The following is a 24,629-nucleotide window of genomic DNA, read 5'->3' on the forward strand; positions in this document are numbered from 1 at the left end:
AGAGTATTGGGGCCTTAAGTGAGCTTAGTCTGTCCCCATGTTTCGAAAAATTGTCATTTTATGTTTTTTTCTCCTAACTACTGTTATCTATACAGAAACAGAACGTAACACGGTCCCCCTCAAACGAGGACCAAGCTCCGATGTATTGTATTTTGATTTTGGGGAGACTGCTCCCACAACATTTCTCTCTGTCGAAAGACTGCAAGAACCCAAATTAGAAGATTTAAAATTAGGATTTTTAGAACCAGCCCCCGGTTATTACAATGGACCCGACGGAGGTGAAGTTTACCAATGGGCCAAAAACCATTACCAGTGGAAACGAGCTGATGGGAGTGTTTATACGGAATGGGCGAATGGAACTTTTAAGTTGGATTTTCCTTCTGGAGTTGGATTCACTTCTGTACCCGGATCCTGTAATGGATGTTCGCCGACAAATATTTGGAATTATCCTGATTTAACTAAAATCACTAAGTATTGGTCGAACCATAGAAAAGAATATGATTATACCTATCAAAAACCACTGAATTTTGAAAACTACCTTCTCGTAAATGAAACAACATTTGGGAAAACAAAGTTAGAATTTGGAAATTATATACTGTATGGATCCGAAAAATGGTCTGAGTATTTACGGGGTTTTGTTGGACATTTCAAAATCAAACCCTTCTTAAACTATGTGAAATCTGAATTTCAACTAGAGAATAGAGGGAAGGTTCCTGTTTTGTTATTTGATAAGTATGAGGATATCAAAGAATACATCGGAGCCGATATTCCTGGTGGGGCAGAAGAAGGTGGGTTTGGGGGAAGGGATTCCATCACTATGTGTTGTGGGGAAAAAATGCCCCAAGCCACTGGCAATCCGGAATTTGATGCGGATGCTTTGAGGCGTTTCCACTTCGGAGTATTTTACCACGAAGCCGTTCATAATTTAGAACAAATCTCTTGTTTAAAGATTCAATCAGAAACAGGAAAATTTCCACAGACAGATATTTTGGATCCTTGGTTTGAGGAGGGTCTTGCCAACTATGTAGAGGCAAAATTCTATGAACGAAGACAGTTCCATATTTACAATGATGCAGAAAAGTTAATCCGGGAAAACAAAGTCCCAAAAACCTTCAAATCTTTGTTAGATGCTAAATATAAGGATTTGATTCCGTACTCCATCGGACCACTGATGATCAAACACATTCATGAAACCTACGGCAAAGAGGCTATCGTTGCTTATCAAAGAGACACATGTGTGGGAACGACACCGGCACTGGCTCTCCAAAATGCGACGGGAGTTTCACCTGATCAAATTCTAAAAGATAGTTTACTAAGGTTTGAAAAAGACAAAGATTCGATTCTCCGAGATAGCAAAAAACTACAGTTAGCTGGTTATACTATCATGAATGCAAAATTCCCGACTGAGTATCAATCCTTCTTAGAAAAAGGGTTTTCTCTTCCCGAATCTGCCTTGGAGATCAAATCTTATGCCCAGTTGCCGAGTTTACAAAAAATCTTTCTGGCTTCAGTGGATTCTTTTTCTGGTAAAATGGAAGGAGAATTTCTGGGATTGGGATCTAGTTATTTTTATCTTTGGAAAAAAGGGAATTACCGTTGGGCTGGAGACTCTTGGGAAGCGAACGTATTTCCTGGAAACCAGATATTATTCCGTGGATCGAATTATACTCTCATTGAATGGGAAGACGGGAAAAAACAATATATATCACCGAAAGGAGATTCGGTGATATTTTTTAGTTTGGAATCTAAATCCTATAAGGATGCAGATGGTAAACAGGTCACTCCTTAGTGACCTTCTAACCAACGTTCTGCTTCTAGTGCTGACATACAACCGCTACCTGCTGCTGTGATGGCTTGGCGGTACACTTTGTCCTGTACATCACCTGCGGCAAACACACCTTCTACATTGGTTTGTGTGGTTCCTGGTTTTGTGATGATATAACCTGTTTCATCTAAATCCAATTGTCCTTTAAAAACTTCTGTATTGGGAACATGTCCAATTGCATAAAAAAGACCACCCACTTCTAAATCCTTTTTGGATTTATCTTTTGTACTTTCTAGAACGATCGATGTAAGTCCGCCGGCCCCACCTTTGGCTTCCACAACCGTTTGGCTCCAAAGGATTTCAATTTTGGGATGTTCCATCGCACGTTTTTGCATGATTTGGGACGCACGGAGTTGGTCACGTCGTACGACCAAATACACTTTGGATGCAAATTTAGTGAGATGGTTTGCTTCTTCCACAGCAGAGTCACCGCCACCCACAACAGCGAGAGCTTTGTTACGGTAGATCGGGAGGGCACCGTCACAAACGGCGCAGGCAGAAATCCCACGTTGCCAATAAGTTTCTTCTCCCGGGACAAACATACGTTTGGCAGTGGCACCAGTGGCGATGATCACTGATTCTGCTTTGATTTCTTCGTCGTCTGACCAGATAGTAAAAGGGCGTTTGGAAAAATCCACTTTGGTGATGGTTTGGGTGTGGATGGTGGTTCCGTATTTTATGGATTGTTCGCGGAAAAGTTGGGTGAGTTTGGTGCCATCGATTCCTTCTGGGAAACCAGGGAAGTTTTCCACTTCCGTTGTGGTGGTGAGCTGTCCACCAGCAGCGACTCCCCCTGCCATAAATCCTTCATACATCACCGGGTTTAGATTGGCTCTGGCTGCGTAAATGGCCGCTGTATGTCCTGCGGGACCGGATCCGATGATGACAACTTTATGGTTCATAATTTCTCCTATTCTGTATCTTGTTCTTTATTGTTTAGACGGGATTTCCAGGATTCCTGTCTATTTTGTTTCACAAGCCCGGACCCATGGTGCATAGTAAGGGTCCCCTGCGAGAGGGCTTTTTTCTAGGGTCAGTAGGTAATCCTTTTGTTTGAACCCTCTAGTAAGGCAAAGGTAGGTGGTTTCAAAAAACTCCAAAGTTTCTTTTTTCCCTTGGAAACGAATTTCTTCTAAAATTTCAAGCGCTTCCTTTTCGTATCCTGTGGTAAGATAGAGCCGGAAGAGTTCACGTTGTACTTCTGTGTCGTCTTTTTTTTGTTTGTGATATTTTTCCAAATAAAAAATGGCTGTGGCGATGGATTGGTTACTTTCTGCAAGAAGTAAACCGTTGCGTTTTAGAACGGGATCATAATCAGGGTTTTCACGGAGTGAAAGTTCGTAGTAGTAGAGGGCTTTGGTTTTCTCTCCTACCATTTCCCATTTTTTCCCCTCTTCAAAAAGGGACCGTTCCTTTCGGCCGCAATTAACGACTAACAATAGTCCAAACGTGAGTAAAAAAATAAGGGAGTTTCTATGAACCACATCTCCTTTTTTCCTGACATAGCCATTTGTGGCAAAAAAAATAATAAGTCTCTTTAAGCTTTTTGTCCGACTCTTTAAGTAACATAAGAGAGTAAAGATGGGTTCCAAATTGCCAGTTTCTCAAAATCAGCTTTTACAAACATTCCAAGAGTACCTGTCCGTAGAAAAAGGACTGAGCGATAATTCGATATATTCCTACGGATATGATCTCAATAAGTTTGCGATCTTCTTGGAAAAGGAACACATCAACTTCTTAGAAGTAAAAGCAAACGACATCATGCGTTTTCTCGAAGAAGAAAGAGAACGTAAAATCTCTGCAAAAACGCTGGCTCGTGAAGTCGTGGCAATCAGGCAGTTTTATAAATATCTCCGCGATGAAAAACGATTGGATTCCAATCCAACCGAAAAGATTGAAACTCCGGAAGTCGCAAGAACCATTCCTGATTATTTAACACAAACCGAAATTGATGAACTTTTTCGTAATATCAAAGAGGACAATTTGTACGAACTCCGTGACAAATGTATCTTTGAACTTCTTTATTCTTCTGGCCTTCGAATCTCAGAAGCATGTAACTTAAAAATGACGGATATCGACATGGAAAACATGACGATCACTGTAGAGGGAAAAGGTGGAAGACAACGCCTAGTTCCTTTTGGTGAAAAATCTTTAGAAATTTTGAAAAAGTATTTAGTTGAAAGTCGCACAGAAATTTTGAAAAAAAGAACCTGTGAATTTGTTTTTGTTTCTAAAAAAGGATCGTATATCAACCGTAAGTCGGTATGGCGCCTTTTGAATCATTACATCAAACGCACAAAAATAAAGAAAAAAGTAACACCACACACACTTCGCCACTCATTTGCTACTCACCTTCTCGAGAACCACGCAGATCTAAAATCGGTTCAAGAACTTTTGGGTCATATCGATATTTCGACGACTCAAATTTACACTCATATGGCAAATAAAACTCTGAAGGAAGTTCATAAGAAATTCCATCCGAGAGGATAATGTCGAACCAAAAGAAACCCACGGACTACAGTAAAGTAGTCCGTATCCAAATCCCATCCAACCCTCGATTCGTTTCCCACACCCGTAATTATTTTTTTAATCTTTGTTTAGAACATGGATTTTCTCTTTTTGATTCCATGGATTTAAAACTTGTGATTGGCGAAGCAGTGGTAAATATCATTCGCCATGCTTATGCTGGTCAAACAGGTAAACCCATTTTTATTGAAATGCAATTTGATAAGGACAGAGTTGAAATTAAACTCAGAGACTACGGGAAAAAAGTAGAACCCAAAGACCTTCGTAGTTTTGATCTAAGTGACTACCGCGAACATGGGATTGGGCTTTTTATGATTAAGGAACTCACCGATTATTATTTTTTAGACCAGTCTTTTGAAGTTGGGAACCAAATGGTTCTAATCAAAAGAAAGTAACCTCCATTTTTCTCGACAACTATCCCTGATTTGTAAGTTTATCCGTATGGAAACAATTCATGCAACGACCATCCTTTCGGTTCGTAAAAACGGTAAAATTGCGGTAGGGGGAGACGGGCAAGTTTCCATGGGAAATACCGTGATGAAACATACCGCAAAAAAAGTCCGAAGACTTTACAACGGTAAGGTGATCGCTGGATTTGCCGGGAGTGCTGCCGATGCATTTACTCTTTTTGAACTTTTTGAAAAAAAATTAATCGAACATGGTGGGTCTGTGTCTCGGGCAGCAGTGGAACTTGCTCGGGAGTGGAGGATGGACCGGATGCTCCGAAGGCTTGAAGCACTCCTCATTGTTTGTGATGCCAATGAATCGTTTTTAATTTCTGGAACGGGAGATGTGATTTCACCCGATGACGGAGTTCTTGCCATTGGATCTGGTGGGAATTTTGCCCTTTCGGCAGCTCGTGCCCTTGTGCAAAATACAGATATGGATCCGAGAGATATTATAACAAAAGCAATGCAAATCACTGCAGATATATGTATATACACTAACCATAATTTGGTGATTGAGGAATTATAAAATGACATACCCAACCATTCTTGCAGAAGCTGTTGGTTCGCCAAACCAAGCAGAGGAGTTAACTCCTCGTCAAATTGTAGAAAAATTAGATGAACATATCATTGGTCAAACCAAAGCCAAACGAGCTGTGGCAGTGGCCCTTCGCAATCGTTCGAGACGTCGTAAACTTGATGAGTCACTTCGAGAAGAAATTTATCCAAAAAATATCATTATGATTGGGCCGACGGGTGTAGGGAAAACCGAAATTGCTCGTCGTCTGTCTAAGTTATGTGGAGCTCCTTTTTTAAAAGTAGAAGCGACTAAGTATACAGAAGTAGGTTATGTAGGTCGTGATGTAGAATCAATGATTCGTGATTTGGCTATGGGTGCTCTTAATTTGGTCAAAGCAGAATTTCGTGACCGAGTTAAAGACAAAGCCATTGAAAAAGCGGAAGAAATTATTCTCGATGCAATTTTACCTCCCATCTTTCATAAAAAGGAAGAAGATCTAAACCCAGAAGAAAAGGAAAGACAAACCAGTTATAAAGAGTCTAGAGAAAAGTTCAGAGAAAAACTCCGTAAAGGGATTTTGAATGAACAAGAAATCGAAATTGATATTCCGAAACCTTCGGCACCCTCTGGGATGCCCATGTTGCAAGTGTTTGGTGCTGGAAATATGGAAGATATGGACAACCAATTACAAAGTTTGCTTGGGGATTTGATGCCTAAAAAATCAGGCAAACGAAAGGTAAAAGTATCGGATGCTGGGAAACTTCTCACCGAATCGGAAGCAGAAAAACTAATCGATGCGGACAAAATCCAATCAGAGGCAGTACGTCGTGTGGAAGAGATGGGGATTATCTTTTTAGATGAAATTGATAAAATTGCAGGCCGTGAAGGAAGGCAAGGCGCTGATGTGTCTAGAGAAGGGGTCCAAAGAGACTTACTTCCCATCGTTGAAGGATCAACAGTCAATACAAAGATTGGGCCGATCAAAACAGATCATATTCTTTTTATTGCTGCTGGTGCCTTTCATATGACAAAACCATCAGACCTCATTCCCGAACTCCAAGGACGATTCCCGATTCGTGTGGAGTTGGAAACATTAACCGAGTCAGATTTTATTAAAATATTAACCACTCCTAAATCTTCTCTCACCAAACAATATGAAGCCCTTCTTGCTACGGAAGGTGTCAAGATTGAATACACAACCGATGGAATCGCTGAGATCGCTAAACTAGCATTTCAGATGAATGAAAAAAATGAAAACATTGGGGCCAGAAGACTCAATACCATTATGGAAAAACTTTTGGAAGATACAAGTTTTGATGCTCCGGACCTTCCGCCGGACCAAAAACAAATTGTCATTAATGAAGGTTATGTGTCATCCAAACTAAAAGGAATTGTAGAAGATAAAGATTTAAGTCGCTTCATTCTGTAAGGAATGAGAACAAACAGGCGAAATATAATTTTCCCTGTTTGTTTTTATTTGTTTGTAACGAGTTCCACTCTTTCAAAACCGCGAAGCGAATTTCCGACAAGGATTTCGTCTGCCGTTTCTAAATCAGATTTAAAAAGGATCGTTTCTTTTACCCAACCTTTTTGAATCAGTGCTTCTCGAAAGACTCCAGGGAGCCCCCCTGTTTCCAGAGTTGGTGTGAACCAAACTTTTCCTTTGCGGAGAAAAAGATTTCGGATATTTGTTTCTAGGATTTGCCCGTTCGTATCAAACAAAATACAGTCATCGATTCCTTTGGTTTTACAATCTTCTAATTGTTCATTGTAGTAAGTCCGATTTGTGGTTTTGTGATACAAAAATAAATCTTTGGAATCCACTGGATGGTTTGCAAAACCAAGTCGAATGGTATGTCTTTTTTTTCCTTTGGTAAAAGCAAAGGTTTCTCCACGAAATTCCCCCCTTCCATTCAATAACAAACGAACTCGAAGAAGGCCTTTGGAAACATCGGATAAAGTTTTTAAAGTTGCTTCAGCATTTTCTTTTATAAATGGATACCCAAGGCGATTGGCAGATTCTTCCATTCTTCTTAGATGTAGATTTTTCAAGAAATAATGTCCATTATGGAATCTTAATGTTTCTAAGATTTCAAATTGAGGAAAATTGGGATTGGTGACGAATTTTAATTTGGAGAGACATTCCTCATACTCTGCCTCTGCATCCGAAAGTACGGTGATCCCACTTCCCACTCCGTAAATCCCAGTCCAAACTTTACCTTCGTTTTTTAAGTTCATAGTACGAATTGTGACACTCGAACGAATCCAAGGATTTCCATCTAACATTTCTGATACGAATAGAGCCCCTGTATAAAGTCCTCTATCACTATTTTCTAAACTTCGCAAAAGTTCAAAAGACCTACGTTTGGGCGCACCAATGACTGATCCGGAGGGAAACAGAGCTTTTAGGATGGTGAACCATAGAAAAGGTTCTTTGAGTTTCGCTTCCACTTTTGAAACCATTTGCCAAACTGTGATAAGGCCCTTAATTAAAAAAAGTTCTGTGACTTGCACCGTTCCTTGTTTGGCGATCCTTCCTAAATCATTTCGATAGAGATCTGTGATCATTACGTTTTCGGCTCGTTCTTTTGCAGAGGATTGTAGAATGGATTTGTTTTCTGCATCCTTCACCGAACTATTTCCACGAAGAATCGTTCCTTTCATTGGTTCTGTTTGGATCTTATCTCCCGAAACTTCGAAAAAAAGTTCAGGAGAAAAAGAAAGGATTCTCGAATCTTGGAATGGAAAGTAAGCAGAGTATTTTGTTTTTTGTTTTGATTTTAATGATTGGTAGTATAAAAACAAATCTCCCTCTATGGATAAGGATATAGGGAAACAAAGATTCAATTCATAACTTTCACCAAGTAGAAGTGCTTCTCTTGTTTTTTCCCATCTCTCCTTATAGGTTTCTTTGTTCCATAATACCTCTACCTTTTTTAGGTTTGTTTCCAGTGGTTCGATTAGAGTCGGGTTTGGGTATTGGATTCTTTTTTTTTGTTTGAAAATAGAATACTGGAGGAGGGGAGTTCCATCCCTCAGACCTGAGGATTTGAGATCCATTCCTTCGATGAAGAAAAATCCTAGTTCGAAAAAAAAAGTCCCACAAGGATAATAACCTTCCTCTCTTAATTTATCTAACTTGAATAAACTTTCTGTGATTGTTTCGGAAATTGGTTTTTGTTTTGAATAAGTGATTTGGACTTCTTCTTTTAAATCAAAGTACCAATCGGAGATCGTATAACCTGGTGTCGTTAGGGAATCTTCGAAAAGAAGACCACCGATGTTTCGGTATTCTTCTTCGAAAGATTCCCAAGTCATTGGATTTGTCTGTATCAAAACTCCATCTTTTGGAGAGCCTCTAACGGATAGTTGAGGTAAACCGTTGTAGTTTTTTTACTGGTTTGAATATCAAAACAATCGAGAGGATCAAGACCTAAGTTGTAAAAACCTTCATCAATCATTGCAATTCCAAAACCGGCACTTTCTTTTTCATCCAAAAAGTCTGGCCTAAAAAACTCAGCAGAGTTTCCTTGTTTTGCAAGTTCCGCATGCCTCTCCCGACTTTTGCGAATTCGATTAAGATCCATTCCCATGATTGGGGAATCGTTCCGAATCCTAATGTAAACAGAAGTAGGTCTAAGTTCTATTTTCATAGAAATTTTGAGGTCGTACTTTTTTACCTTTTCTCTAACGATAGTTAAGAAGTTTTTTTCATCGATGGAAAGGTTATGTTTTTTTGATTTTCTTTTGTCAGACAAAGTTAGAATTTTTTGAACTACTTTTTTGATTTTGTTTGGAACAATATAACGTTGCATAGCATCGCGTAATGGTTCTGTTTCTAAAATAATGTCGAGTAACTCTTCTGCTTCTTCTTCTGGAGTTTGTCCCTGTGCTGTGAGTTTATTTAACAGTTCATCTTGAAATATCACAAAACGCGTGTTTGCTTTTACTGCATTTAAGAGGGCTTCCATGAGACCGCTAAACAAATGAAATGAAGTGAGTGGGTTTGCTCCAACTCGGTTTAAGATTCCTTGAACCACTTCATTGACGATATCCCTTGTCGACTTGGTGAGTCCCTTTAGTTCAAAATGGAAATAGTCCTTTTGAATCAGTAGGTCCAAGTTTTCGATGATTTCAGTGCCTTTATATTTGATTTTCTCGTTTCCCATTGAGCTTCGCTAAACTTTTATGTTAAAAAAACGGGAAAAGACGGTTTTGTAAACCAGTTTTCATTCCCGTGACAAAGGATTGTGTCCATGAAAGAATTCCTTTTAAAAACTCCTGATTTAGGTGATACAGAAAAGATAGAATTGGTTCGTTGGCTCCGAAAGGTGGGTGATTCCGTTACAGTGGGGGACGAAATGATCGAACTTGTCACGGATAAAGCGGCATTTCCCGTAGAATCTCCCTATGCTGGAACCTTAAAAAAAATCTTAATTCCAGAAGGATCTGTAGTGAAAAAAGGAGATATCCTCGGAATCATGGATATTAACGAATGAAAATCCTACACATTTCCGACTTACATTTCCCGAAGAAACTTTCTTTGTTTTCTCTTCGTGGAAAGGCATTGGTTGGATACCTCAATTACAGATTGAGACGCAAATCAAAACACCCACTCGTATTGATTTCTGCGATGATTGAAGCAATTAGTAAATTAGAATATGATGCTCTTGTTATCTCTGGGGATTTGACAAATGTTTCTCATCCTCGTGAATTTGAAAATGCAAAAGAAATTTTAAGTCCCTTACTTACGGACAAAACGTTCATCATTCCTGGTAACCATGACCGCTACCAAAAAAGGGCAATTGGTCCAAATCCCTTATTTGAAAAAACTTTCGGAGAATGGATTGGAAACTCTCTAGATTCGAATTTATATATTCGTTCTAAAAACATTGGTGGAAAACTTTTTATTGGTTGGGACTCCAACTTTGCAATCCCTAGAATCACGGCCACAGGATATGTTGCACCAGAAGTTGTTCAAAAAACTCTCGGTTTGGTGAAAGAACCTTACGTTCTTGTTTGCCATCATCCTTTATGGAATCCAACCAATGAAATAGAATCCAAAGGTCACTGGATGGCAAACCGTGGAGAAGTGGTAAAACAGTTAAAAACCAACCCACCTTTCCTTTATTTACATGGGCATACTCATACCAACTGGGTCAAACTTCCAGGCAAAGATGCACCGTTTGCCATTGTGAATTCTGCATCCAGTACAAGACTCTCCGATAGAAGCCATGAATGTGGATTTCACATCATTGAAATAGAGAAGTCTGTCCAATACCGTCGTTTTATTTATTCAGAAGACAAATTCATTGAGACGAATCCGATTTTTTACGAAGAATCGGAAGGAGTCATCTAAAGGACAAATATGGCTAATTCAAAAATCGATTTAACAACCATCCAAAGACAACTTATGCAGGTGAAACATCCTGAGTTAAAAAAAGACATCGTAAGTTTGGGAATGGTTGCCGCAGTGACACCCACAGATGATGGGATTGAAATTTTAATTAAAACTCCGAACGCCGACAGACGATTACAAATTGGGCTTGAAGCACAAACAAGACAACTCATCTCCAAAATTGAAGGTGCAGGTAAGGTCAAAATTAAATTTGAAGTGGACCAAAACCTAAAAATGGAAGATGGGAACCGCATTTTTGGTGTTAAAAAGGTAATTGCCGTTGGGTCTGGAAAAGGTGGGGTGGGTAAATCCACTGTTACTGCAAACCTTGCCTCAACTTTGGCACGTAACGGAAAGAAGGTGGGAATTCTAGATGCCGATATCTACGGACCTTCTCTTGGTAAGATGTTTGGAATCAATGGTCGTGTGGCATTAAAGTCGGAAGAGGATAAAATTTATCCTATCGAAAAACATGGAATCAAACTCATTTCTTTTTCTTTCCTTGTAACAGAAGACCAACCTGTTGTTTGGCGTGGACCCATGCTTGGAAAAGCTATCGAACAGTTTTTATATGATGTTGTTTGGGGAGAGTTGGATTACCTTTTTATAGACTTACCTCCGGGAACGGGTGATGTACAACTTTCATTGGCGCAGCTGATTGATTTGGACGGGGCCGTGATTGTGACAACTCCTCAAGAAGTGGCAGTCCTAGACGCAGGTCGCGCTGCAGCCATGTTCAAACAAGTAAAAGTACCTATTCTTGGAATTGTTGAGAATATGTCTGGATTTGCTTGTCCCAAATGTGGTCATGTAACAGATGTTTTCTCGAAAGGGGGAGGGGAAAAACTCTCCAAACAAGTCGGAGTTCCGGAGCTTGGCTCGGTTCCGCTGACATTGGACGTAATGAGTTCCGGGGAGACCGGAAAGCCTGCCCTACTTGACGCCGGTGAGTCTGCTTTAAAAGAAGCCTATTTCCGCATTGCAAAAAATTTGGAAAACCAAATCGCAGAGTGGGAAGATTAAAAATCACTTGTTTCTTCAGGGCTTTTTCTTAGTCTAAAGGATACGTTATGAATTTTGAACGCGGTTCCAAACCCAACCCTACCGGTAACTTAATCGCATATTGCCATGTATTCGGTGAGAACCCGATTGCGCCCGGTGGCAAAATCATAGCATCCAATGTGGTGGTGAGTTTTTTAAAAATTGGGGACAACTACCCAGTGGTTACCTTTCCACCGGTAGCATTGCCTTCGAAAGAAGAACTCATGAAGATCCTCTCGGACAATATTCATCTTTATGATGTAGTACAACTCCCAGACTTTCAAATGCCTGAGAACAAAGAATCGGCAAACCAATACATCCAAGAAAGAATGGAACAGTTTAACTCGATGGTCATGCGTTATGTGGAATTTTGTAAGGCCAAAGAAAAGAAAACACAAACCACAAGCTTAACAGAACATCTCGAACAGGTCAGCGAACCTTTAGAAACATTAGCGAGTTTATCCCTAGAATTTAGAAATACTTCAGGGATTGCTCGTGAAGCTACTAGGCTTAAGATGGAGCGGATTGTGGATTACTTCCATAACAACCATCCGGCCCTTGATATTGATAATTTTAAAAAGGCATTGTCTGTGCCAGGAAAGATGGGAGATGAACTAGTCGGATTGTACATTCAAAAGTTCAATGCCATCCAAATCGAAAATTATGAAACAGCTTCTGATTTGCGAAAACGCATTTTAGAAATTGAGTCCTCTTCTCCTTAAGTTTTAGGAAAAAAATTTCTTGACCAATTCTATCTAAAGTCTATCCTCAAATGCCCTTATCATTTCCTGTTTCTGTTGAAAAAAATCATTCACTACAGAGACGGATGGAAGTACTAGGAATTTCTGAAAAAGATCTAAGCGAACGATTCATTCAGTCCGGCGGAAAGGGTGGACAAAACGTAAATAAAGTTTCCACTGCGGTGCATTTGATTCACAAACCATCGGGGAAACAAATCAAATGTTCCGTCTATAGAACTCAAGGTCTCAATCGTTATAAAGCGAGAGATTTGTTGTGTTTGGAGTTGGAACGGGAATTGAATCCCAAACGTACGGATGATGCCTTGCAAAAACTTCGAAAGAAGAAACAAGACAAACATCGTAAATCCGTGAAGAAGAAATTGGAGAAAGAAAAACCAGAATGGAACGATCCTATGTAAAACGAATTCTTTTCGTCCTTTTCCCATTGTTTTGTTTTGGATCTTGTTTTGACTCCCTTTTACCTTATAAATCTGTTAAGTGGTCCAATGGTTGGGAATATCGGTTTCTCACAGAAGAGGAGATTCCTTATTTTCAACCAGCGATCGAAGACCTTTCCTTAGATTATCAACCGTATCACATTCCCTATGTTAGTTTAGAAAAACCGATGCCAAAATTCCTTTCGGCTCGGATTCGATTTCGAGATCCCTTGGGATACAAAGAATCTTCCCTCCTTCTTCGGGGTCTTGTTACTTTTTTTGATGCTTATTGTGGGGATGTAAAATTGCAGTCTGAGTTTTTTTATACACCTCCATCGGATCCTTCAAAAGTGGAGGGGACCATCACCTACAATAGAAATTTTATACCGATTTTACAACTTCCGAAAGAATGTTTAGGAAGGAATATCTACATTGTATTTTTTTCCGAAGGGATTCTGCCTTTGGGTTTTTCTGAACCTCCCTTGTATGGTGATCCCACACACCATCATAAAGCCATCGCTAACAGGACCCAGTCCTTTGCCTCTCTAGGTTTTTTATTTTTGATTTTAGGACTTTTTTCTTTTTATCTCTTTGAAAGGAGAAAGAAAAAACAACTACTTGCGTTTACCTGGTTTTCTTCTATATCGGGTGTTCATTTTTTGTCACAATCTGGATTTTTTGGATTATTTTATTATGATTCTATTCTTCCCAGTTTCGTTATTTTTATTTTTACATTATTCTTAATACCAATCAGTTGTTTATATTTTTTTGATCAATTGATTGGATCCAATCGTTGGAATGTCATTCGGATGTTATGGCAGTTTCATGTTTTGTTTTCTGTTGTTATTTTGACTTTGGCATTTACAGAAACCATTTCGATGACCATCGCTCTTGTTACATTCATTTGGTTGTGTTTGCCAACGTTAGTCATTCAAATCATTGTTGCTTGGAGCCAAATGGTGGCAAAAAAACCAAAAGCCATCTTACTTGTCATCGGTGCTTCTGCTCTTTTTATCCTCAATGCACATGATATTCTTTCTTCACTGGGGATTTTGGACTCGGTACCAAGGTCTTCTCATTGGGGATTTTTTATTTTTGTAATTTGTCTTACACTTTATGGTGAAAACTTGTTTCGAAATTCCGAAATCAAGTTTGGTACTTTACAAAAAGAAATTGTGACTGCTGCGAGAATTCAAAGTGCTATTTTACCGCCATCCCCACCTCGTTGGGAACCAATGGACATTCATGTTTATTACCAACCATCCCATGAAGTTGGAGGAGACTTTTACGATTTTCAAGCATTAGGTGGTCGAAAGTTTGGAATACTCATCGCTGATGTAGTAGGGCATGGACTCGGAGCATCTATCATAGCCTCACTTTCCAAGTTTGCTTTTTTTCAACATTACAAACATTGGTCGAATCCCTCCTTTTTACTCTCTGCAATGAACGAAGATTTGGTCAAAAAATCTTTTGGTCGTTTTACAACCGCTACCTACTTTCATATCGATTTGGAATCTCAGAAATTTATGGTTTCGAGTGCTGGCCATCCTTCCTTTTTTCATTGGAAAGCAGATTCCAAAGAACTTGTTGAAATTAAACCCAAAGGTAAACCTCTCGGTATCTTACCGGGGCTTACTTATGGAGAAGAAGAGTATTCTTTTAAGAAAGGAGACCAGTTTTTGTTTTATACAGATGGTCTTACAGAAGAAGAAAATGCTGATAGATTGGAATACGGCGAAAAACGTCTCGCTAAATCATTTTTGGAAACGATCGCCAAACAATCAATCGATCCTATGGCGAATATGTTAGAAAACTTCCATTACTTTACGGGTTTGTCAGGGGCTCCCCATGACGATATCACCATCATTCATTTGCATGTGAAGGTATAAAAAAAGCCTTGGATGGTAAGTCCAAGGCTTTGGTGTAGGAAAAGAAAATCTTTTCCTATGGCGAATCGGGGATGATTTACATCATGCCGCCCATTCCTCCCATACCACCCATTCCTCCCATACCGCCCATGCCAGCACCTGCATCTTTCGGTTCTGGTTTGTCAGTAATGGTTACTTCAGTTGTGAGGATCATTGCTCCAATAGAAGCTGCATTTTGAAGAGCAGAACGAACCACTTTCGCTGGGTCAACAACACCTGCTTTGATTAGGTCTTCCCAAACCATAGTGAGTGCGTTGAATCCTTCGTTTCCTTTACGGGCACGAGCTTGTTCTACAATCACAGATCCTTCAAGACCAGCATTGGAAGTGATCATACGGATAGGTTCTTCTAATGCACGTAAGATGATGTTCGCACCAGTTTGTTCGTCACCACTTAGTTTAAGAGCTTTTACAGCATCTTGTGCACGAAGTAGTGTGAGTCCACCACCAGGAACGATTCCTTCTTCAACAGCGGCACGAGTTGCAGAAAGAGCATCTTCTACACGAGCTTTTTTCTCTTTCATTTCTACTTCAGTTGCTGCACCAACATGAATCACCGCCACACCACCAGCAAGTTTTGCAAGGCGTTCTTGGAGTTTTTCACGATCGTAATCAGATGTAGTATCTTCGATTTGTTTTTTGATTTGGTTTACGCGACCTTGGATGTCTTTAGAAGCACCAGCACCTTCGATGATAGTTGTGTTTTCTTTGTCTACTACCACTTTTTTCGCACGACCAAGCATCTTCACATCAGCGTTTTCCAATTTCATTCCGAGGTCTTCAGAAATCACTTGTCCACCAGTTAAGATTGCGATGTCTTCGAGCATTGCTTTTCTTCTATCACCAAAACCAGGAGCTTTTACAGCTACACACTGAATTGTTTTACGAAGAGTGTTTACAACGATAGTTGCAAGAGCTTCCCCTTCCACTTCTTCTGCGATGATGACAAGAGGTCTTCCCGCTTGTGCAATTTTTTCTAACACAGGAAGAAGGTCTTTCATAGACGCAATTTTTTTGTCGTAAATTAAGATGAATGGATCGTTAAAAGTTGCGATCATTGCTTCTGGATCAGTTACCATATAAGGTGATACGTATCCACGATCAAATTGCATACCTTCTACGATATCAAGAGTGGTTTCAATTGATTTTGCTTCATCAACAGTGATCACACCTTCTTTACCTACTTTGTCAAAAGCTTGAGCAATTAGGTTACCGATTTCAGGATCATTGTTTGCAGAGATAGTTGCAACGTTTGCGTATTCTGCTTTGCTATTGATTTTGATAGCGTGTTTTTTGATTTCTTCTACAGCAGAAAGAACTGCTTTGTCAATTCCGTGTTTGAGTGCCATTGGGTTTGCGCCCGCAGTAACGTTTTTCAAACCTTCATTGATGATTGCTTGTGCAAGGATGGTTGCAGTAGTTGTTCCATCACCAGCGATGTCGTTAGTTTTTGTAGAAACTTCCTTCACCATTTGTGCGCCCATGTTTTCGATTGCGTCTTCTAGTTCGATTTCTTTCGCAACAGTCACACCGTCTTTAGTGATAGTAGGTGCTCCAAATTTTTTATCGATAACTACGTTACGACCTTTTGGTCCAAGAGTTACCTTTACTGCGTTAGCAAGTTTGTTCACTCCGCTAAGAAGTTTTCTACGTGCTGTTTCATCAAATTCAATTGTTTTAGCCATGATTGATTATTTCCTTCTATTATTAGTTTGTAACAACACCGAGGATGTCGCTTTCACGGATGATGAGTAGGTCACGTCCGCCTTGTTTGATTTCAGTTCCGGAATATTTTCCGTATAGAACTGTATCTCCTACCTTTACTTCTAAAGGAACGAGTTTTCCGTCTTCATAACGACCTTGTCCGACAGCGATAACTTTCCCTTCTTGTGGTTTTTCTTTCGCAGTATCCGGAACGATGATGGATCCGATTTTTTCTTCTGACTCATTCTTTGGCTCTACGACCACTCGGTCGCCTAAAGGTTTGATTGATGCCATGAGTAACTCCTTGTATGCAATCTACTAATGATTCCGAGTTTAGCAACAATCCGAAAAGAGTGCTAAACTCAAGAACCATAAAATAATTCGGTCAAGGAATCGTCAAGCACTTAGGACCAAAGAGTGCTAATTCGCTGCTAGAACCCAAAAAGTCCCGTTTTTTTGCGTTTAGAGCCACGTTTCGGAGTCACTCCAAGCATTCCGAGAAGTCCCCGAGTGACTTCTTTGGCAACCGTGCGGCCCACTTCTCGAGCCAGAGGGTTTTTGGAAAGAGTTTCCACAAAACTCGGATCTTCTTTTTCTTTGGTGCGTTTCGACGGTTTACGTTTCTCACCTGACTCCTCTTCGGCGACTTCGGTTTCGTCGGCAATCGTTTCCATTTTTTTGGAAAGCATTTCGTGGGCACTTTCCCGATCGAGTGTGGTTTGGTATTTTTTGACTAAGTCCGATTTTTTGATTTTAGAATCCAGCTCCTCTGGTTTTAAAATTCCCATTCGGGATGCCGGTGGTGCCAGTAAGGTATGGACTAGGGGAGTGGGGGTTCCTTTCGGGTTAAGGGCCGTAATGAAAGCTTCACCAATTCCAAGTGTGGTGATTGCTTCTTTGGTATCATAAAATTCTGTTTCCGGATAATTTTCTGAAGCGGTTTTTATCGCCTTGCGGTCGTTTGCTGTAAAAGCTCGGAGTGCATGTTGGATTTTGAGCCCTAGTTGTCCTAATATTTCTTTTGGCAGATCGGTTGGTGATTGAGTACAAAAGATAATACCCACACCTTTCGAACGAATGAGTCTTACCATCGTTTCCATTTGTTTGAGTAAGTCATTCGATGCTTCATCAAACACTAAGTGGGCTTCATCAATGAATAATACCAGTTTTGGTTTTTCCAAATCTCCTTCTTCTGGAAAGGTCGCATAAATTTCTGTGAGAAGAGACAACATAAAAGTAGAGAAAAGTCGAGGTTTGGTTTGGATGTCTGTCAAACGAATGATGGATACATTTCCTTTTTTGGATTCTGTATGCGTCAAATCATTCACATCAAAGGATGGTTCCCCAAAAAAATCTTCGCCACCTTGCCCTTCTAGTTCGATGAGTTTTCGTAAAATGATGGAGATACTTTGTGAAGAAACGGTTCCATATTCTTTTTCCAATTCTTCTTTGCCTGCATCATTGATGTATTGGAGGGCTTTTTTAAAATCTTTTGTATCGAGGATCGGAAGACCCAAATCATCACAATATTTGAAAACAAGGGAAACCACACTGGCTTGTGTATCATTCAATTCTAAAATGCGAGAGATAAGGACAGGGCCAAATTCAGCAATGGTGGCACGAAGGCGCACTCCTGGTTCTTGAGAGAGGGACAAAAATTCTACCGGATACGACGCGGCTTTCCAATCAATTCCAAGGGCTTTCGTTCTTTCTTTGATTTTATCATTTTCTTCCCCAGGTTCTGCAAGGCCCGAAAGATCTCCCTTGATGTCCATAAGCACTACGGGCACCCCTGCTTCCGATAATGATTCTGTCAGGAGTTGGAGGGTTTTGGTTTTACCGGTTCCCGTAGCACCAGCGATCAGGCCATGTCGGTTGAGAGTCGAAAGGGGAATTGAAACAGAAGCGTCTTTATGTGTTTCTCCATCGAAGATCCCTGCACCAAGATAGAGAGACCCTTTGGAGGGATATCCTTCGTTTATTTTAGAAACAAATACATCTGATTTTTTAGCCATTGCCTTCCTCTTTGAATCCTCTATTTCTTTTGGTTTTCGTACCCAAGTCAATGTTTTCTATCAGAATGGAAACGATCCTGATGGATCGGGATGTAGAATCCCAAGAATAAATTTCTCGTACTCGTACTAATATGGTTTGAGTTTTTAGAAATTCTTTTTAATGTTAGGACGTGGCACGTTTCCAATTTTTGTCTCTTTCTAAACTGGTTCTTTTCTCTATCACCATCTCCGTTTTGATCCAATGCAATCGCTCCATACCTACCTTAGCACCGGCCAAAACCATCCAGGGGGGAATTCTAGACCTTTCGAAGGAAGATCCGAAAACTCTGGATCCCTTTCCTCTAGCCGGAGAGTGGGAAGCTTTCCCGGGCGAACTTCCAGAAACTGAAGAAGAGTTTAGAGCCCTAGACAAAAAGGAACCGGTGAAACTGGCTGTTCCTGCTTATTGGGTGAACCAAAATCTCCCGGCCCATGGATTTGTAACCTATCGTTTGAAGCTAAAAGTAAACGAACCTTTGAACCTAATGTTCTACCTCCGAGAAACTTCCTCGGCTTACAGGGCTTATTATCTGAATGTAGAAAGGGGGCTTGTGTTACTGGGATCGGCAGGTAAGGTTTCCAAAACCAAAGAAGGCTCTGTTGGTTATTATTTGGAAACGGCTCGGTCTTTCCGCGCTACTACCTCTACCGTTCTTTATCTACAAATTTCTAATTATCTGTATTCGAGAGGTGGCCCATACTACTCACCCGTACTCGGTGAAGTGGGGAAAACTCTTTTGTATCTTCGTTTCAAAGAACGGAAAAAAGCATTTTTCTTTGCCACATTTTTGGTTCTTGCCATCTCTCATTTGTTTTTATTCATCCATCGCAGAAAGGACAAATCACCCCTTTGGTTTTCCTTACTTTGTCTATCATGGCTTGTTCGCATTTTGCTTTTTGACCGAGTGTCGAGAGATTGGTTTGTTGCCTCCGATTGGTTAGAGATGCTCCAGATTCGTTTGGAATACATGGCATTTTGTGGGATCCAAGTTTTTAGCCTTTTGTTTTTCTTTCAAAATCAAAAGAACTTCCTACCGGGGAAGTTCAAACGGTATTTATTAATACCCATCCTTTTGGAATTTTTGATCATCGCCACAACACCGTACGCTGTGTACACAAAACTTTTAATTTTCAGTCAGGCTTATATGGCAGTCATTCTTATGGTTGCAATGGTGGCAGCTTTCCGGTCTTGTTTTCAAAGAGAAACTAGATTTATCGGCAGTATGATTTTATTTGGTACCGCAGTTATTTTCTCTGCGACCATTTATGACTCTATTGTGTTCTTCAAACGTTGGGACTTACCAATGCTTACGGAACTCGGATTTGCTATCTTTTGTATGTGTCTTGCCATTGTGATTTCCAAACAAAATGCACATACTTGGGAAACCGCCGAATACCTAACACTCAATTTACGCAAAGAAGTGGAATGGAAAACATTAGAACTAAAGAAAGAAAAGGAAAAGGCTGAAAAAACAGGGGAACTGAAGGATAAATTTATCTCTATCGTTTCGCATGACATTCGCTCTCCACTTTTTGGAATTTCTTCTGTATTCAATTTACTTACAGAATCACCTCCCTCTCTTTCTCCGGAAAGGGCAAAGCAGGTATTAGGTGAGGCATCCACAGGACTAAAAAATATCTTAAGTATGGTCGAAGAACTAATCAAATATTCACGGTTCCAAAATGCCTCCGTTTTTCCCGATTACCAACTTTTTGATTTTCGTCAAGTCACAGACCAACTCATCGAACGAGTCCAGGAAATGGCAAAACCAAAAAACATTTCCATCATCACTCATATAGAAGAATCCTCCATAGGAATTGGTGATCCCAACTTAATTGAACATTTGATTTGGAACTTACTTACAAATGCTGTGAAGTTTACTAAAGAATCAGGAACTGTTGAAATCTCTTTAACGGAAAAAGACAAATATTGGAATTTGAAGGTGGTTGATACAGGGATTGGAATGCCTCCTTATTGGGCCGAACATATTTTGGAAGAAGGATTTCTTTTTGTTCGTAAAGGAACTGCCGATGAGATGGGTGCTGGTGTTGGTCTTGCCTTTTGTAAAGAAGTGGCGGAACGTCATGGAGCTCTTCTCACGGTTCATTCCGAAGAAGACAAGGGCAGTTCTGTCCAACTCCTACTTCCTAATTTTGAAAAGATTGTTCTCGTTCTGGATGACAACCCGGGATACAGAAAACAAATTCGTAAGGTGTTAAAGGATCTACCTTGTATTCTTTGGGAAGAGGAATATCCTGATCATGCACTTCTGTCTGTGGGTCGTTTGAAACCAGACCTAATCATTGTAGACTTTTCTATGCCAGAGAGGACAGGAATCGATTTTTTAAGGGATCTATATTCCAATTCTGAAATGGAAGAAATCCGTTCTCTATTGGTTTCTAGTTCTCATACCGATCCAAACACTGGATACAAATTAGAAGCAACTGTGATTGAAATTGGTGGAGATGCTTTCCTTACAAAAACATCTCCTGATACAAAGTTGGTAGAACTAGTAAAACGATTGTTAGATCTAGAAACCTAGATTAACATTTGTTCTTTGGCACGTCCGATGAGTTCCGCTACTGTTTTTGCGTTAAATCGGTCTTTGAGTCTACCGACATGATACTCCACGGTTCTTTTGGATAAACCAATCTCTGTTCCAATTTCTTGGTAGGTTTTTCCATGTCCAAGAAGGGTCAAAATTTGTTTTTCCTTTTTGTTTGCCACTTTCCCATCTTGGGGTTTGCGATTGAAACTGAGTTTTAGGTTTTTGGAATAAACCGTCTTACCTGCTGCAATTTCATTTAGATTCTTTGTTAGGCTACTGAGATCGTCACTTTTTAAGAGATATCCATCCACACCAGCTTCAATGGCAGAATGAACAATTGGTTGTTCATCAAGCATCGTGAGTGTGACTACCTTTAGGTTAGGATGTTCTTTTTTCCAATCCTTTACCATATTGAGAACGTTCTCTCCCGGAATTCTTAAATCTAAGAGGACAAAGTCAGGTCTGGTTTCGGTCAAAAGGCCTACAATTTGAGAAGAATGTTCCGCTTCTCCTACAACTTCAAAATCTGCCGATGAGTTCACTACATGTTTGACCCCGACTCGAGTCACAGCGTGGTCTTCAACCAGTAATACCTTCTTTTTAGGTGTCATATATTTCCCTTTGTTTGGAATCAGGAACCTTTTGTTCCTAGCGTTTCCCCCTAGTAGACGAGGAGAACTGCAAATATTAGTACTATTCCGTTCCATTTGTCCATAAAAAATCATGAGTCAATCTACTTAATTTTCTCTTGCAAATTGGCGAATTTCCCCCATTTTCAGAGAAATCCTAGGAGTATGAATGAATACTAAAGTAGAGAGTCTCAAAAAAATATATCTCTTCCAAAAGTTAAACCAAGACGAATTGTTACACATTGCCGAGAAGATCCGGGAAGTCCACCTGCCTCCTAGAAATGTTTTGTATGATATGGGTGAGGAAGCGGAATCTATGTACATCATCAAGTACGGAACCCTTCAAATTTCCACAGCTACAAGCGACGGGGATGATGTGAATCTCATCACTCTCGGAGAAGGGGATCATTTTGGGGAATTGCCTTTTTTTGATGATGAAAAACGTTCCGCGAAAGTGGAAGCCAAAGAAAATTCTGAATTATACGAACTTCGCTATTCTGATTTGCACGATATGTTTTCCAAAAACAAAGAAATGGAGCTCAAATTTTACAAGGAAGTGACGCATTATTACATCCGTAGACTCCGAAAGTTAACCCACGACTTGGCATATGCTCGGGAACTTAGGAAACGTTTCGCGTAAAAGCCAAAAAGAGACAAAATTCAAACAAATCGGGATTTTTTATCGACTGCTTTCGAAAAAACCTTTTCCATTCCTCAGTTTCTTCCTATTACAGCTAAGGAATGGGTTTCGGAATCCGATACTATTTACGTAGGCAGGGAGAAGGAATGCATGGTGGACCCCGAAATCCTAACCGAGAAGATCGTAACACAAAATAAGACCTTCTTGGTGGATTTGAAGAAGAACCAGGCTGGATTCTACCTGAAAGTATCGGAGTGGTCGAATAGCAAAAAGTCCTCGATCTTTCTACCGGCAGAAGGAATCGATCGAATGATCGAAATCTTGAATCAATTTAAAAGCCGGATATCCGATAATGAGAATACGAAAGACCCGGAGTTAGGAGCCTTTTAGGAGTGAGTTTCATGGGGAAATTAGGATTGACCAAACTGTTGTTAGGCCTCTTCCTTTCAATAGGAATGTTGTACGCACAGGCAGATACTGGCGGACAAAATACAGCTAACACTGCAAATGATGAGGATAGCCCTCTTAGAAAAATCGTTTTAGATGATTTTGAAGAGGCTGAGGACTGGAGAGTAAAAGCTACCACTCCCCTCGGAGAAACAAGAACTTTGAAACTCGTTCAACGCGGGCTTATCAAAGATGTATTCGATGAAAAAACTGTTCCAGAAGATGGCGGTGATAAACTCGAAAAAAACCATATTTTAGGAGTCAAAACACATTTTGCTGCTAAAGGGTTGGATCGTGTGGAACTTTATCCTCCACATGAATACATCATCAAAGGAAAAGTAAGACAAATATCTGTTTGGGTTCTTGGTAGAAAGTTCAGACATACACTATTTGCAAAATTTAGAGATTATAAAGACGTAACACATAATATCCGTTTGGGTCGGTTGGATTTCTTCGGATGGAGAAAACTAACGGCTACAATCCCTGGGTTTATTCCACAAAGTACAAGATTTGCACTTTTAGATAAAAACCTTCACTTCGTTTCTCTTTTCGTGACATCTGATGTTCATGAAGTAGCAGGGGACTTTTACTTTTATGTAGACGACCTCCAAGTGAGAACCGACAGATCCGAAGCAAAATACCCTGGATCTGAAATTAAGGACAATTGGTAAGCGGGAGAAAGGAACAATGGAAAACAACAAAACAAAAATCCTAACTTTAGTGGCCCTAATGTCCATCGCTTTGATTGGTTTTGCACAAGCGCAATACAAAGTATCTAATGGGGTGGCAACACCAGTTGGAAACGATATTGGAGCTCTAGAACTCAAAGCCATTACTATCGAATCTTGGGACAACCCAGTTTCTTCTGCTCCTTATGGATGGGAAGTGTTCACTGATAAAGATGGTGTGAACAAAGATGGTACGGGAGACATGAAATACGATGAGAACAACAAATATTCAGCTGTTCTCAACGACCCTGCAAAATCGCCTCTTGTGATGAGGGAAGTAAAACTAGTTCCAGGAAAACCTGGCGACGTAAAAAACGTAGATGCTGGAAACGCAAAAGTTTTAGCAGTGAAGTTTCAATTTACTTTTCCTGGAAATAACGTTGTGACGGTTCGCCCTCCGCGTGCTCCGGAGTACGAAGTCACTCGTGCAAGACCTTATATTGATGCTGACAACAAAAAGAAAATCGAAAAGGTTTATGGAATCGAAGCTCCAGGAAATGTGAAAGCCATTTCTGTTTGGGTTCTTGGCCGTGGTAACGAATACGATTTAGAAGGTTGGTTGGAAGACTATAATGGCAATAGCCATATTTTCCCATTCGGATCCTTGGACTTTGTTGGTTGGAGACCTCTCCACATCCTCATTCCTCCAGGAATCCCGCAAGAGGCAAATGCCTTCCCTGCGACAAGAAACCTAATCTTCAAACAGTTCAAAATTCGTTCCAGAGTCAATACAGGGCCTGAAACAGTTTACCTTTTCTTTGACGAGCTCCGAGTTCTTGCTGATACCTTCGAAGTTCACTTCGATGGGGCAAACCTAGACTTTGATGAAGAAGATTGTAAAAGCAAAGTTAAGATGGAGCAAATGCTTCAGAAGTCCGGAGCTATCTCCACAGGTGCGAAAATACGCGATTGTGGTGGAAGTAACGGTTCTTCCCAAAACAAATAGGAATCCTCACTCACTCCAAGGGGATTCCCTTTGGGAACCTAGAAAACCCAGCCAATCGGCTGGGTTTTTTGG

General features: G+C 40.2%; 24 protein-coding genes. 16 read left to right on the top strand and 8 right to left on the bottom strand.

Features of this window, described 5'->3' with window-relative positions; all coding sequences use genetic code 11:
* Positions 1-37: 37 nt before the first annotated feature.
* A complete protein-coding gene (locus EHQ49_RS08975; protein ID WP_135578572.1) occupies positions 38-1,789 on the top strand; it encodes a peptidase MA family protein in 1,752 nt (583 codons plus the stop codon).
* Here EHQ49_RS08975 and trxB read toward each other — a convergent pair.
* Positions 1,786-2,727, bottom strand: coding sequence for a thioredoxin-disulfide reductase (trxB, locus tag EHQ49_RS08980; RefSeq protein WP_135578574.1), 942 nt, complete (start codon positions 2,725-2,727; stop codon positions 1,786-1,788). The two genes, EHQ49_RS08975 and trxB, sit on opposite strands and share 4 nt — an antisense overlap.
* Positions 2,728-2,787: 60 nt before the next feature.
* Positions 2,788-3,309 carry a tetratricopeptide repeat protein gene (locus EHQ49_RS08985; RefSeq protein ID WP_135578576.1) on the bottom strand — a complete coding sequence of 174 codons (522 nt, stop codon included), beginning with the start codon at positions 3,307-3,309 and terminating at the stop codon, positions 2,788-2,790.
* 97 nt (positions 3,310-3,406) lie between these two features.
* Between EHQ49_RS08985 and xerD the strand changes: the two genes are divergently transcribed.
* From xerD to hslU, 4 genes are read left to right on the top strand one after another with little or no spacing between them, the layout of a single operon-like run.
* Positions 3,407-4,315: a site-specific tyrosine recombinase XerD gene (gene xerD / locus EHQ49_RS08990; protein WP_135578578.1), complete on the top strand. Its 909-nt coding sequence runs from the start codon at positions 3,407-3,409 to the stop codon at positions 4,313-4,315.
* Positions 4,315-4,746: an ATP-binding protein gene (locus tag EHQ49_RS08995; protein WP_135578580.1), complete on the top strand. Its 432-nt coding sequence runs from the start codon at positions 4,315-4,317 to the stop codon at positions 4,744-4,746. The genes xerD and EHQ49_RS08995 overlap by 1 nt, the downstream gene beginning before the upstream one ends.
* A 46-nt stretch (positions 4,747-4,792) precedes the next feature.
* On the top strand, positions 4,793-5,326 hold the full coding sequence (hslV, locus tag EHQ49_RS09000; RefSeq protein WP_135578582.1) for an ATP-dependent protease subunit HslV: 534 nt from the start codon (positions 4,793-4,795) through the stop codon (positions 5,324-5,326).
* Position 5,327: 1 nt separating this feature from the next.
* A complete protein-coding gene (gene hslU, locus EHQ49_RS09005) occupies positions 5,328-6,746 on the top strand; it encodes an ATP-dependent protease ATPase subunit HslU (protein ID WP_135578584.1) in 1,419 nt (472 codons plus the stop codon).
* 44 nt (positions 6,747-6,790) lie between these two features.
* Here hslU and EHQ49_RS09010 read toward each other — a convergent pair whose 3' ends face one another.
* Together EHQ49_RS09010 and EHQ49_RS09015 are read right to left on the bottom strand one after the other, a co-directional pair.
* Positions 6,791-8,635 carry a bifunctional chorismate-binding protein/class IV aminotransferase gene (locus EHQ49_RS09010; protein ID WP_135578586.1) on the bottom strand — a complete coding sequence of 615 codons (1,845 nt, stop codon included), beginning with the start codon at positions 8,633-8,635 and terminating at the stop codon, positions 6,791-6,793.
* A gap of 14 nt (positions 8,636-8,649) precedes the next feature.
* The gene (locus EHQ49_RS09015; protein WP_135578588.1) at positions 8,650-9,486 is read right to left on the bottom strand and encodes a hypothetical protein; all 837 of its coding nucleotides are present in this window, start codon (positions 9,484-9,486) and stop codon (positions 8,650-8,652) included.
* A gap of 87 nt (positions 9,487-9,573) precedes the next feature.
* Here EHQ49_RS09015 and EHQ49_RS09020 point away from each other — a divergent pair, with 87 nt between their 5' ends.
* From EHQ49_RS09020 to EHQ49_RS09045, 6 genes are read left to right on the top strand one after another with little or no spacing between them, the layout of a single operon-like run.
* Positions 9,574-9,816 (top strand): lipoyl domain-containing protein, encoded by a 243-nt coding sequence (locus EHQ49_RS09020; protein WP_135578590.1) that lies wholly within the window; start codon positions 9,574-9,576, stop codon positions 9,814-9,816.
* Positions 9,813-10,676, top strand: coding sequence for a metallophosphoesterase family protein (locus tag EHQ49_RS09025; RefSeq protein ID WP_135578592.1), 864 nt, complete (start codon positions 9,813-9,815; stop codon positions 10,674-10,676). The genes EHQ49_RS09020 and EHQ49_RS09025 overlap by 4 nt, the downstream gene beginning before the upstream one ends.
* A gap of 9 nt (positions 10,677-10,685) precedes the next feature.
* Positions 10,686-11,738: an Mrp/NBP35 family ATP-binding protein gene (locus tag EHQ49_RS09030; protein WP_135578593.1), complete on the top strand. Its 1,053-nt coding sequence runs from the start codon at positions 10,686-10,688 to the stop codon at positions 11,736-11,738.
* 47 nt (positions 11,739-11,785) lie between these two features.
* Entirely contained in the window at positions 11,786-12,478 is a 693-nt protein-coding gene (locus tag EHQ49_RS09035; RefSeq protein ID WP_135578595.1) for a hypothetical protein, read from the top strand.
* A 50-nt stretch (positions 12,479-12,528) separates the two neighbouring features.
* On the top strand, positions 12,529-12,915 hold the full coding sequence (locus EHQ49_RS09040; RefSeq protein ID WP_135578597.1) for a peptide chain release factor family protein: 387 nt from the start codon (positions 12,529-12,531) through the stop codon (positions 12,913-12,915).
* A complete protein-coding gene (locus EHQ49_RS09045) occupies positions 12,897-14,822 on the top strand; it encodes a PP2C family protein-serine/threonine phosphatase (protein ID WP_135578599.1) in 1,926 nt (641 codons plus the stop codon). Before EHQ49_RS09040 ends, EHQ49_RS09045 begins: the two co-directional genes overlap by 19 nt.
* 76 nt (positions 14,823-14,898) lie before the next feature.
* On the opposite strand, the gene groL is transcribed toward EHQ49_RS09045, so the two are convergent.
* The 3 genes from groL to EHQ49_RS09060 all read right to left on the bottom strand — a co-directional run bounded on the left by groL (position 14,899) and on the right by EHQ49_RS09060 (position 18,579).
* A complete protein-coding gene (gene groL / locus EHQ49_RS09050) occupies positions 14,899-16,545 on the bottom strand; it encodes a chaperonin GroEL (protein ID WP_135578601.1) in 1,647 nt (548 codons plus the stop codon).
* A gap of 22 nt (positions 16,546-16,567) precedes the next feature.
* Positions 16,568-16,858, bottom strand: a complete 291-nt coding sequence (groES, locus tag EHQ49_RS09055) for a co-chaperone GroES (RefSeq protein WP_004784852.1) — start codon at positions 16,856-16,858, stop codon at positions 16,568-16,570.
* Positions 16,859-16,995: 137 nt separating this feature from the next.
* The gene (locus tag EHQ49_RS09060) at positions 16,996-18,579 is read right to left on the bottom strand and encodes a helicase HerA-like domain-containing protein (protein ID WP_135578603.1); all 1,584 of its coding nucleotides are present in this window, start codon (positions 18,577-18,579) and stop codon (positions 16,996-16,998) included.
* A 170-nt stretch (positions 18,580-18,749) separates the two neighbouring features.
* On the opposite strand from EHQ49_RS09060, the gene EHQ49_RS09065 reads away from it, so the two are divergent.
* The gene (locus EHQ49_RS09065) at positions 18,750-21,161 is read left to right on the top strand and encodes a hybrid sensor histidine kinase/response regulator (RefSeq protein ID WP_135578605.1); all 2,412 of its coding nucleotides are present in this window, start codon (positions 18,750-18,752) and stop codon (positions 21,159-21,161) included.
* On the opposite strand, the gene EHQ49_RS09070 is transcribed toward EHQ49_RS09065, so the two are convergent.
* On the bottom strand, positions 21,158-21,778 hold the full coding sequence (locus tag EHQ49_RS09070) for a response regulator transcription factor (RefSeq protein WP_135578607.1): 621 nt from the start codon (positions 21,776-21,778) through the stop codon (positions 21,158-21,160). The genes EHQ49_RS09065 and EHQ49_RS09070 overlap by 4 nt on opposite strands.
* Before the next feature lie 187 nt (positions 21,779-21,965).
* Here EHQ49_RS09070 and EHQ49_RS09075 point away from each other — a divergent pair, with 187 nt between their 5' ends.
* The 4 genes from EHQ49_RS09075 to flaA1 all read left to right on the top strand — a co-directional run bounded on the left by EHQ49_RS09075 (position 21,966) and on the right by flaA1 (position 24,557).
* Positions 21,966-22,436, top strand: coding sequence for a cyclic nucleotide-binding domain-containing protein (locus EHQ49_RS09075; RefSeq protein ID WP_135578608.1), 471 nt, complete (start codon positions 21,966-21,968; stop codon positions 22,434-22,436).
* Between the two features lie 153 nt (positions 22,437-22,589).
* Positions 22,590-22,826 carry a DNA-binding protein gene (locus EHQ49_RS09080; RefSeq protein ID WP_002975368.1) on the top strand — a complete coding sequence of 79 codons (237 nt, stop codon included), beginning with the start codon at positions 22,590-22,592 and terminating at the stop codon, positions 22,824-22,826.
* An 11-nt stretch (positions 22,827-22,837) separates the two neighbouring features.
* Positions 22,838-23,554 (top strand): flagellar filament outer layer protein FlaA2, encoded by a 717-nt coding sequence (flaA2, locus tag EHQ49_RS09085; RefSeq protein WP_135578610.1) that lies wholly within the window; start codon positions 22,838-22,840, stop codon positions 23,552-23,554.
* 16 nt (positions 23,555-23,570) lie between these two features.
* A complete protein-coding gene (gene flaA1, locus EHQ49_RS09090) occupies positions 23,571-24,557 on the top strand; it encodes a flagellar filament outer layer protein FlaA1 (protein ID WP_135578612.1) in 987 nt (328 codons plus the stop codon).
* The last annotated feature ends 72 nt before the right edge of the window (positions 24,558-24,629 follow it).

It is taken from the genome of Leptospira perdikensis, assembly GCF_004769575.1.
Classification (GTDB): Bacteria; Spirochaetota; Leptospiria; order Leptospirales; family Leptospiraceae; genus Leptospira_A; species Leptospira_A perdikensis.

Bases quoted from the DNA above. Each gene is read 5' to 3' on its own strand.
- EHQ49_RS08975 (WP_135578572.1), top strand. From the start codon at position 38: ATGTTTCGAAAAATTGTCATTTTATGTTTTTTTCTCCTAACTACTGTT.
- trxB (WP_135578574.1), bottom strand. From the start codon at position 2,727: ATGAACCATAAAGTTGTCATCATCGGATCCGGTCCCGCAGGACATACA.
- xerD (WP_135578578.1), top strand. From the start codon at position 3,407: ATGGGTTCCAAATTGCCAGTTTCTCAAAATCAGCTTTTACAAACATTC.
- EHQ49_RS08995 (WP_135578580.1), top strand. From the start codon at position 4,315: ATGTCGAACCAAAAGAAACCCACGGACTACAGTAAAGTAGTCCGTATC.
- hslV (WP_135578582.1), top strand. From the start codon at position 4,793: ATGGAAACAATTCATGCAACGACCATCCTTTCGGTTCGTAAAAACGGT.
- hslU (WP_135578584.1), top strand. From the start codon at position 5,328: ATGACATACCCAACCATTCTTGCAGAAGCTGTTGGTTCGCCAAACCAA.
- EHQ49_RS09010 (WP_135578586.1), bottom strand. From the start codon at position 8,635: ATGACTTGGGAATCTTTCGAAGAAGAATACCGAAACATCGGTGGTCTT.
- EHQ49_RS09015 (WP_135578588.1), bottom strand. From the start codon at position 9,486: ATGGGAAACGAGAAAATCAAATATAAAGGCACTGAAATCATCGAAAAC.
- EHQ49_RS09020 (WP_135578590.1), top strand. From the start codon at position 9,574: ATGAAAGAATTCCTTTTAAAAACTCCTGATTTAGGTGATACAGAAAAG.
- EHQ49_RS09025 (WP_135578592.1), top strand. From the start codon at position 9,813: ATGAAAATCCTACACATTTCCGACTTACATTTCCCGAAGAAACTTTCT.
- EHQ49_RS09030 (WP_135578593.1), top strand. From the start codon at position 10,686: ATGGCTAATTCAAAAATCGATTTAACAACCATCCAAAGACAACTTATG.
- EHQ49_RS09035 (WP_135578595.1), top strand. From the start codon at position 11,786: ATGAATTTTGAACGCGGTTCCAAACCCAACCCTACCGGTAACTTAATC.
- EHQ49_RS09040 (WP_135578597.1), top strand. From the start codon at position 12,529: ATGCCCTTATCATTTCCTGTTTCTGTTGAAAAAAATCATTCACTACAG.
- EHQ49_RS09045 (WP_135578599.1), top strand. From the start codon at position 12,897: ATGGAACGATCCTATGTAAAACGAATTCTTTTCGTCCTTTTCCCATTG.
- groL (WP_135578601.1), bottom strand. From the start codon at position 16,545: ATGGCTAAAACAATTGAATTTGATGAAACAGCACGTAGAAAACTTCTT.
- groES (WP_004784852.1), bottom strand. From the start codon at position 16,858: ATGGCATCAATCAAACCTTTAGGCGACCGAGTGGTCGTAGAGCCAAAG.
- EHQ49_RS09060 (WP_135578603.1), bottom strand. From the start codon at position 18,579: ATGGCTAAAAAATCAGATGTATTTGTTTCTAAAATAAACGAAGGATAT.
- EHQ49_RS09070 (WP_135578607.1), bottom strand. From the start codon at position 21,778: ATGACACCTAAAAAGAAGGTATTACTGGTTGAAGACCACGCTGTGACT.
- EHQ49_RS09075 (WP_135578608.1), top strand. From the start codon at position 21,966: ATGAATACTAAAGTAGAGAGTCTCAAAAAAATATATCTCTTCCAAAAG.
- flaA2 (WP_135578610.1), top strand. From the start codon at position 22,838: ATGGGGAAATTAGGATTGACCAAACTGTTGTTAGGCCTCTTCCTTTCA.
- flaA1 (WP_135578612.1), top strand. From the start codon at position 23,571: ATGGAAAACAACAAAACAAAAATCCTAACTTTAGTGGCCCTAATGTCC.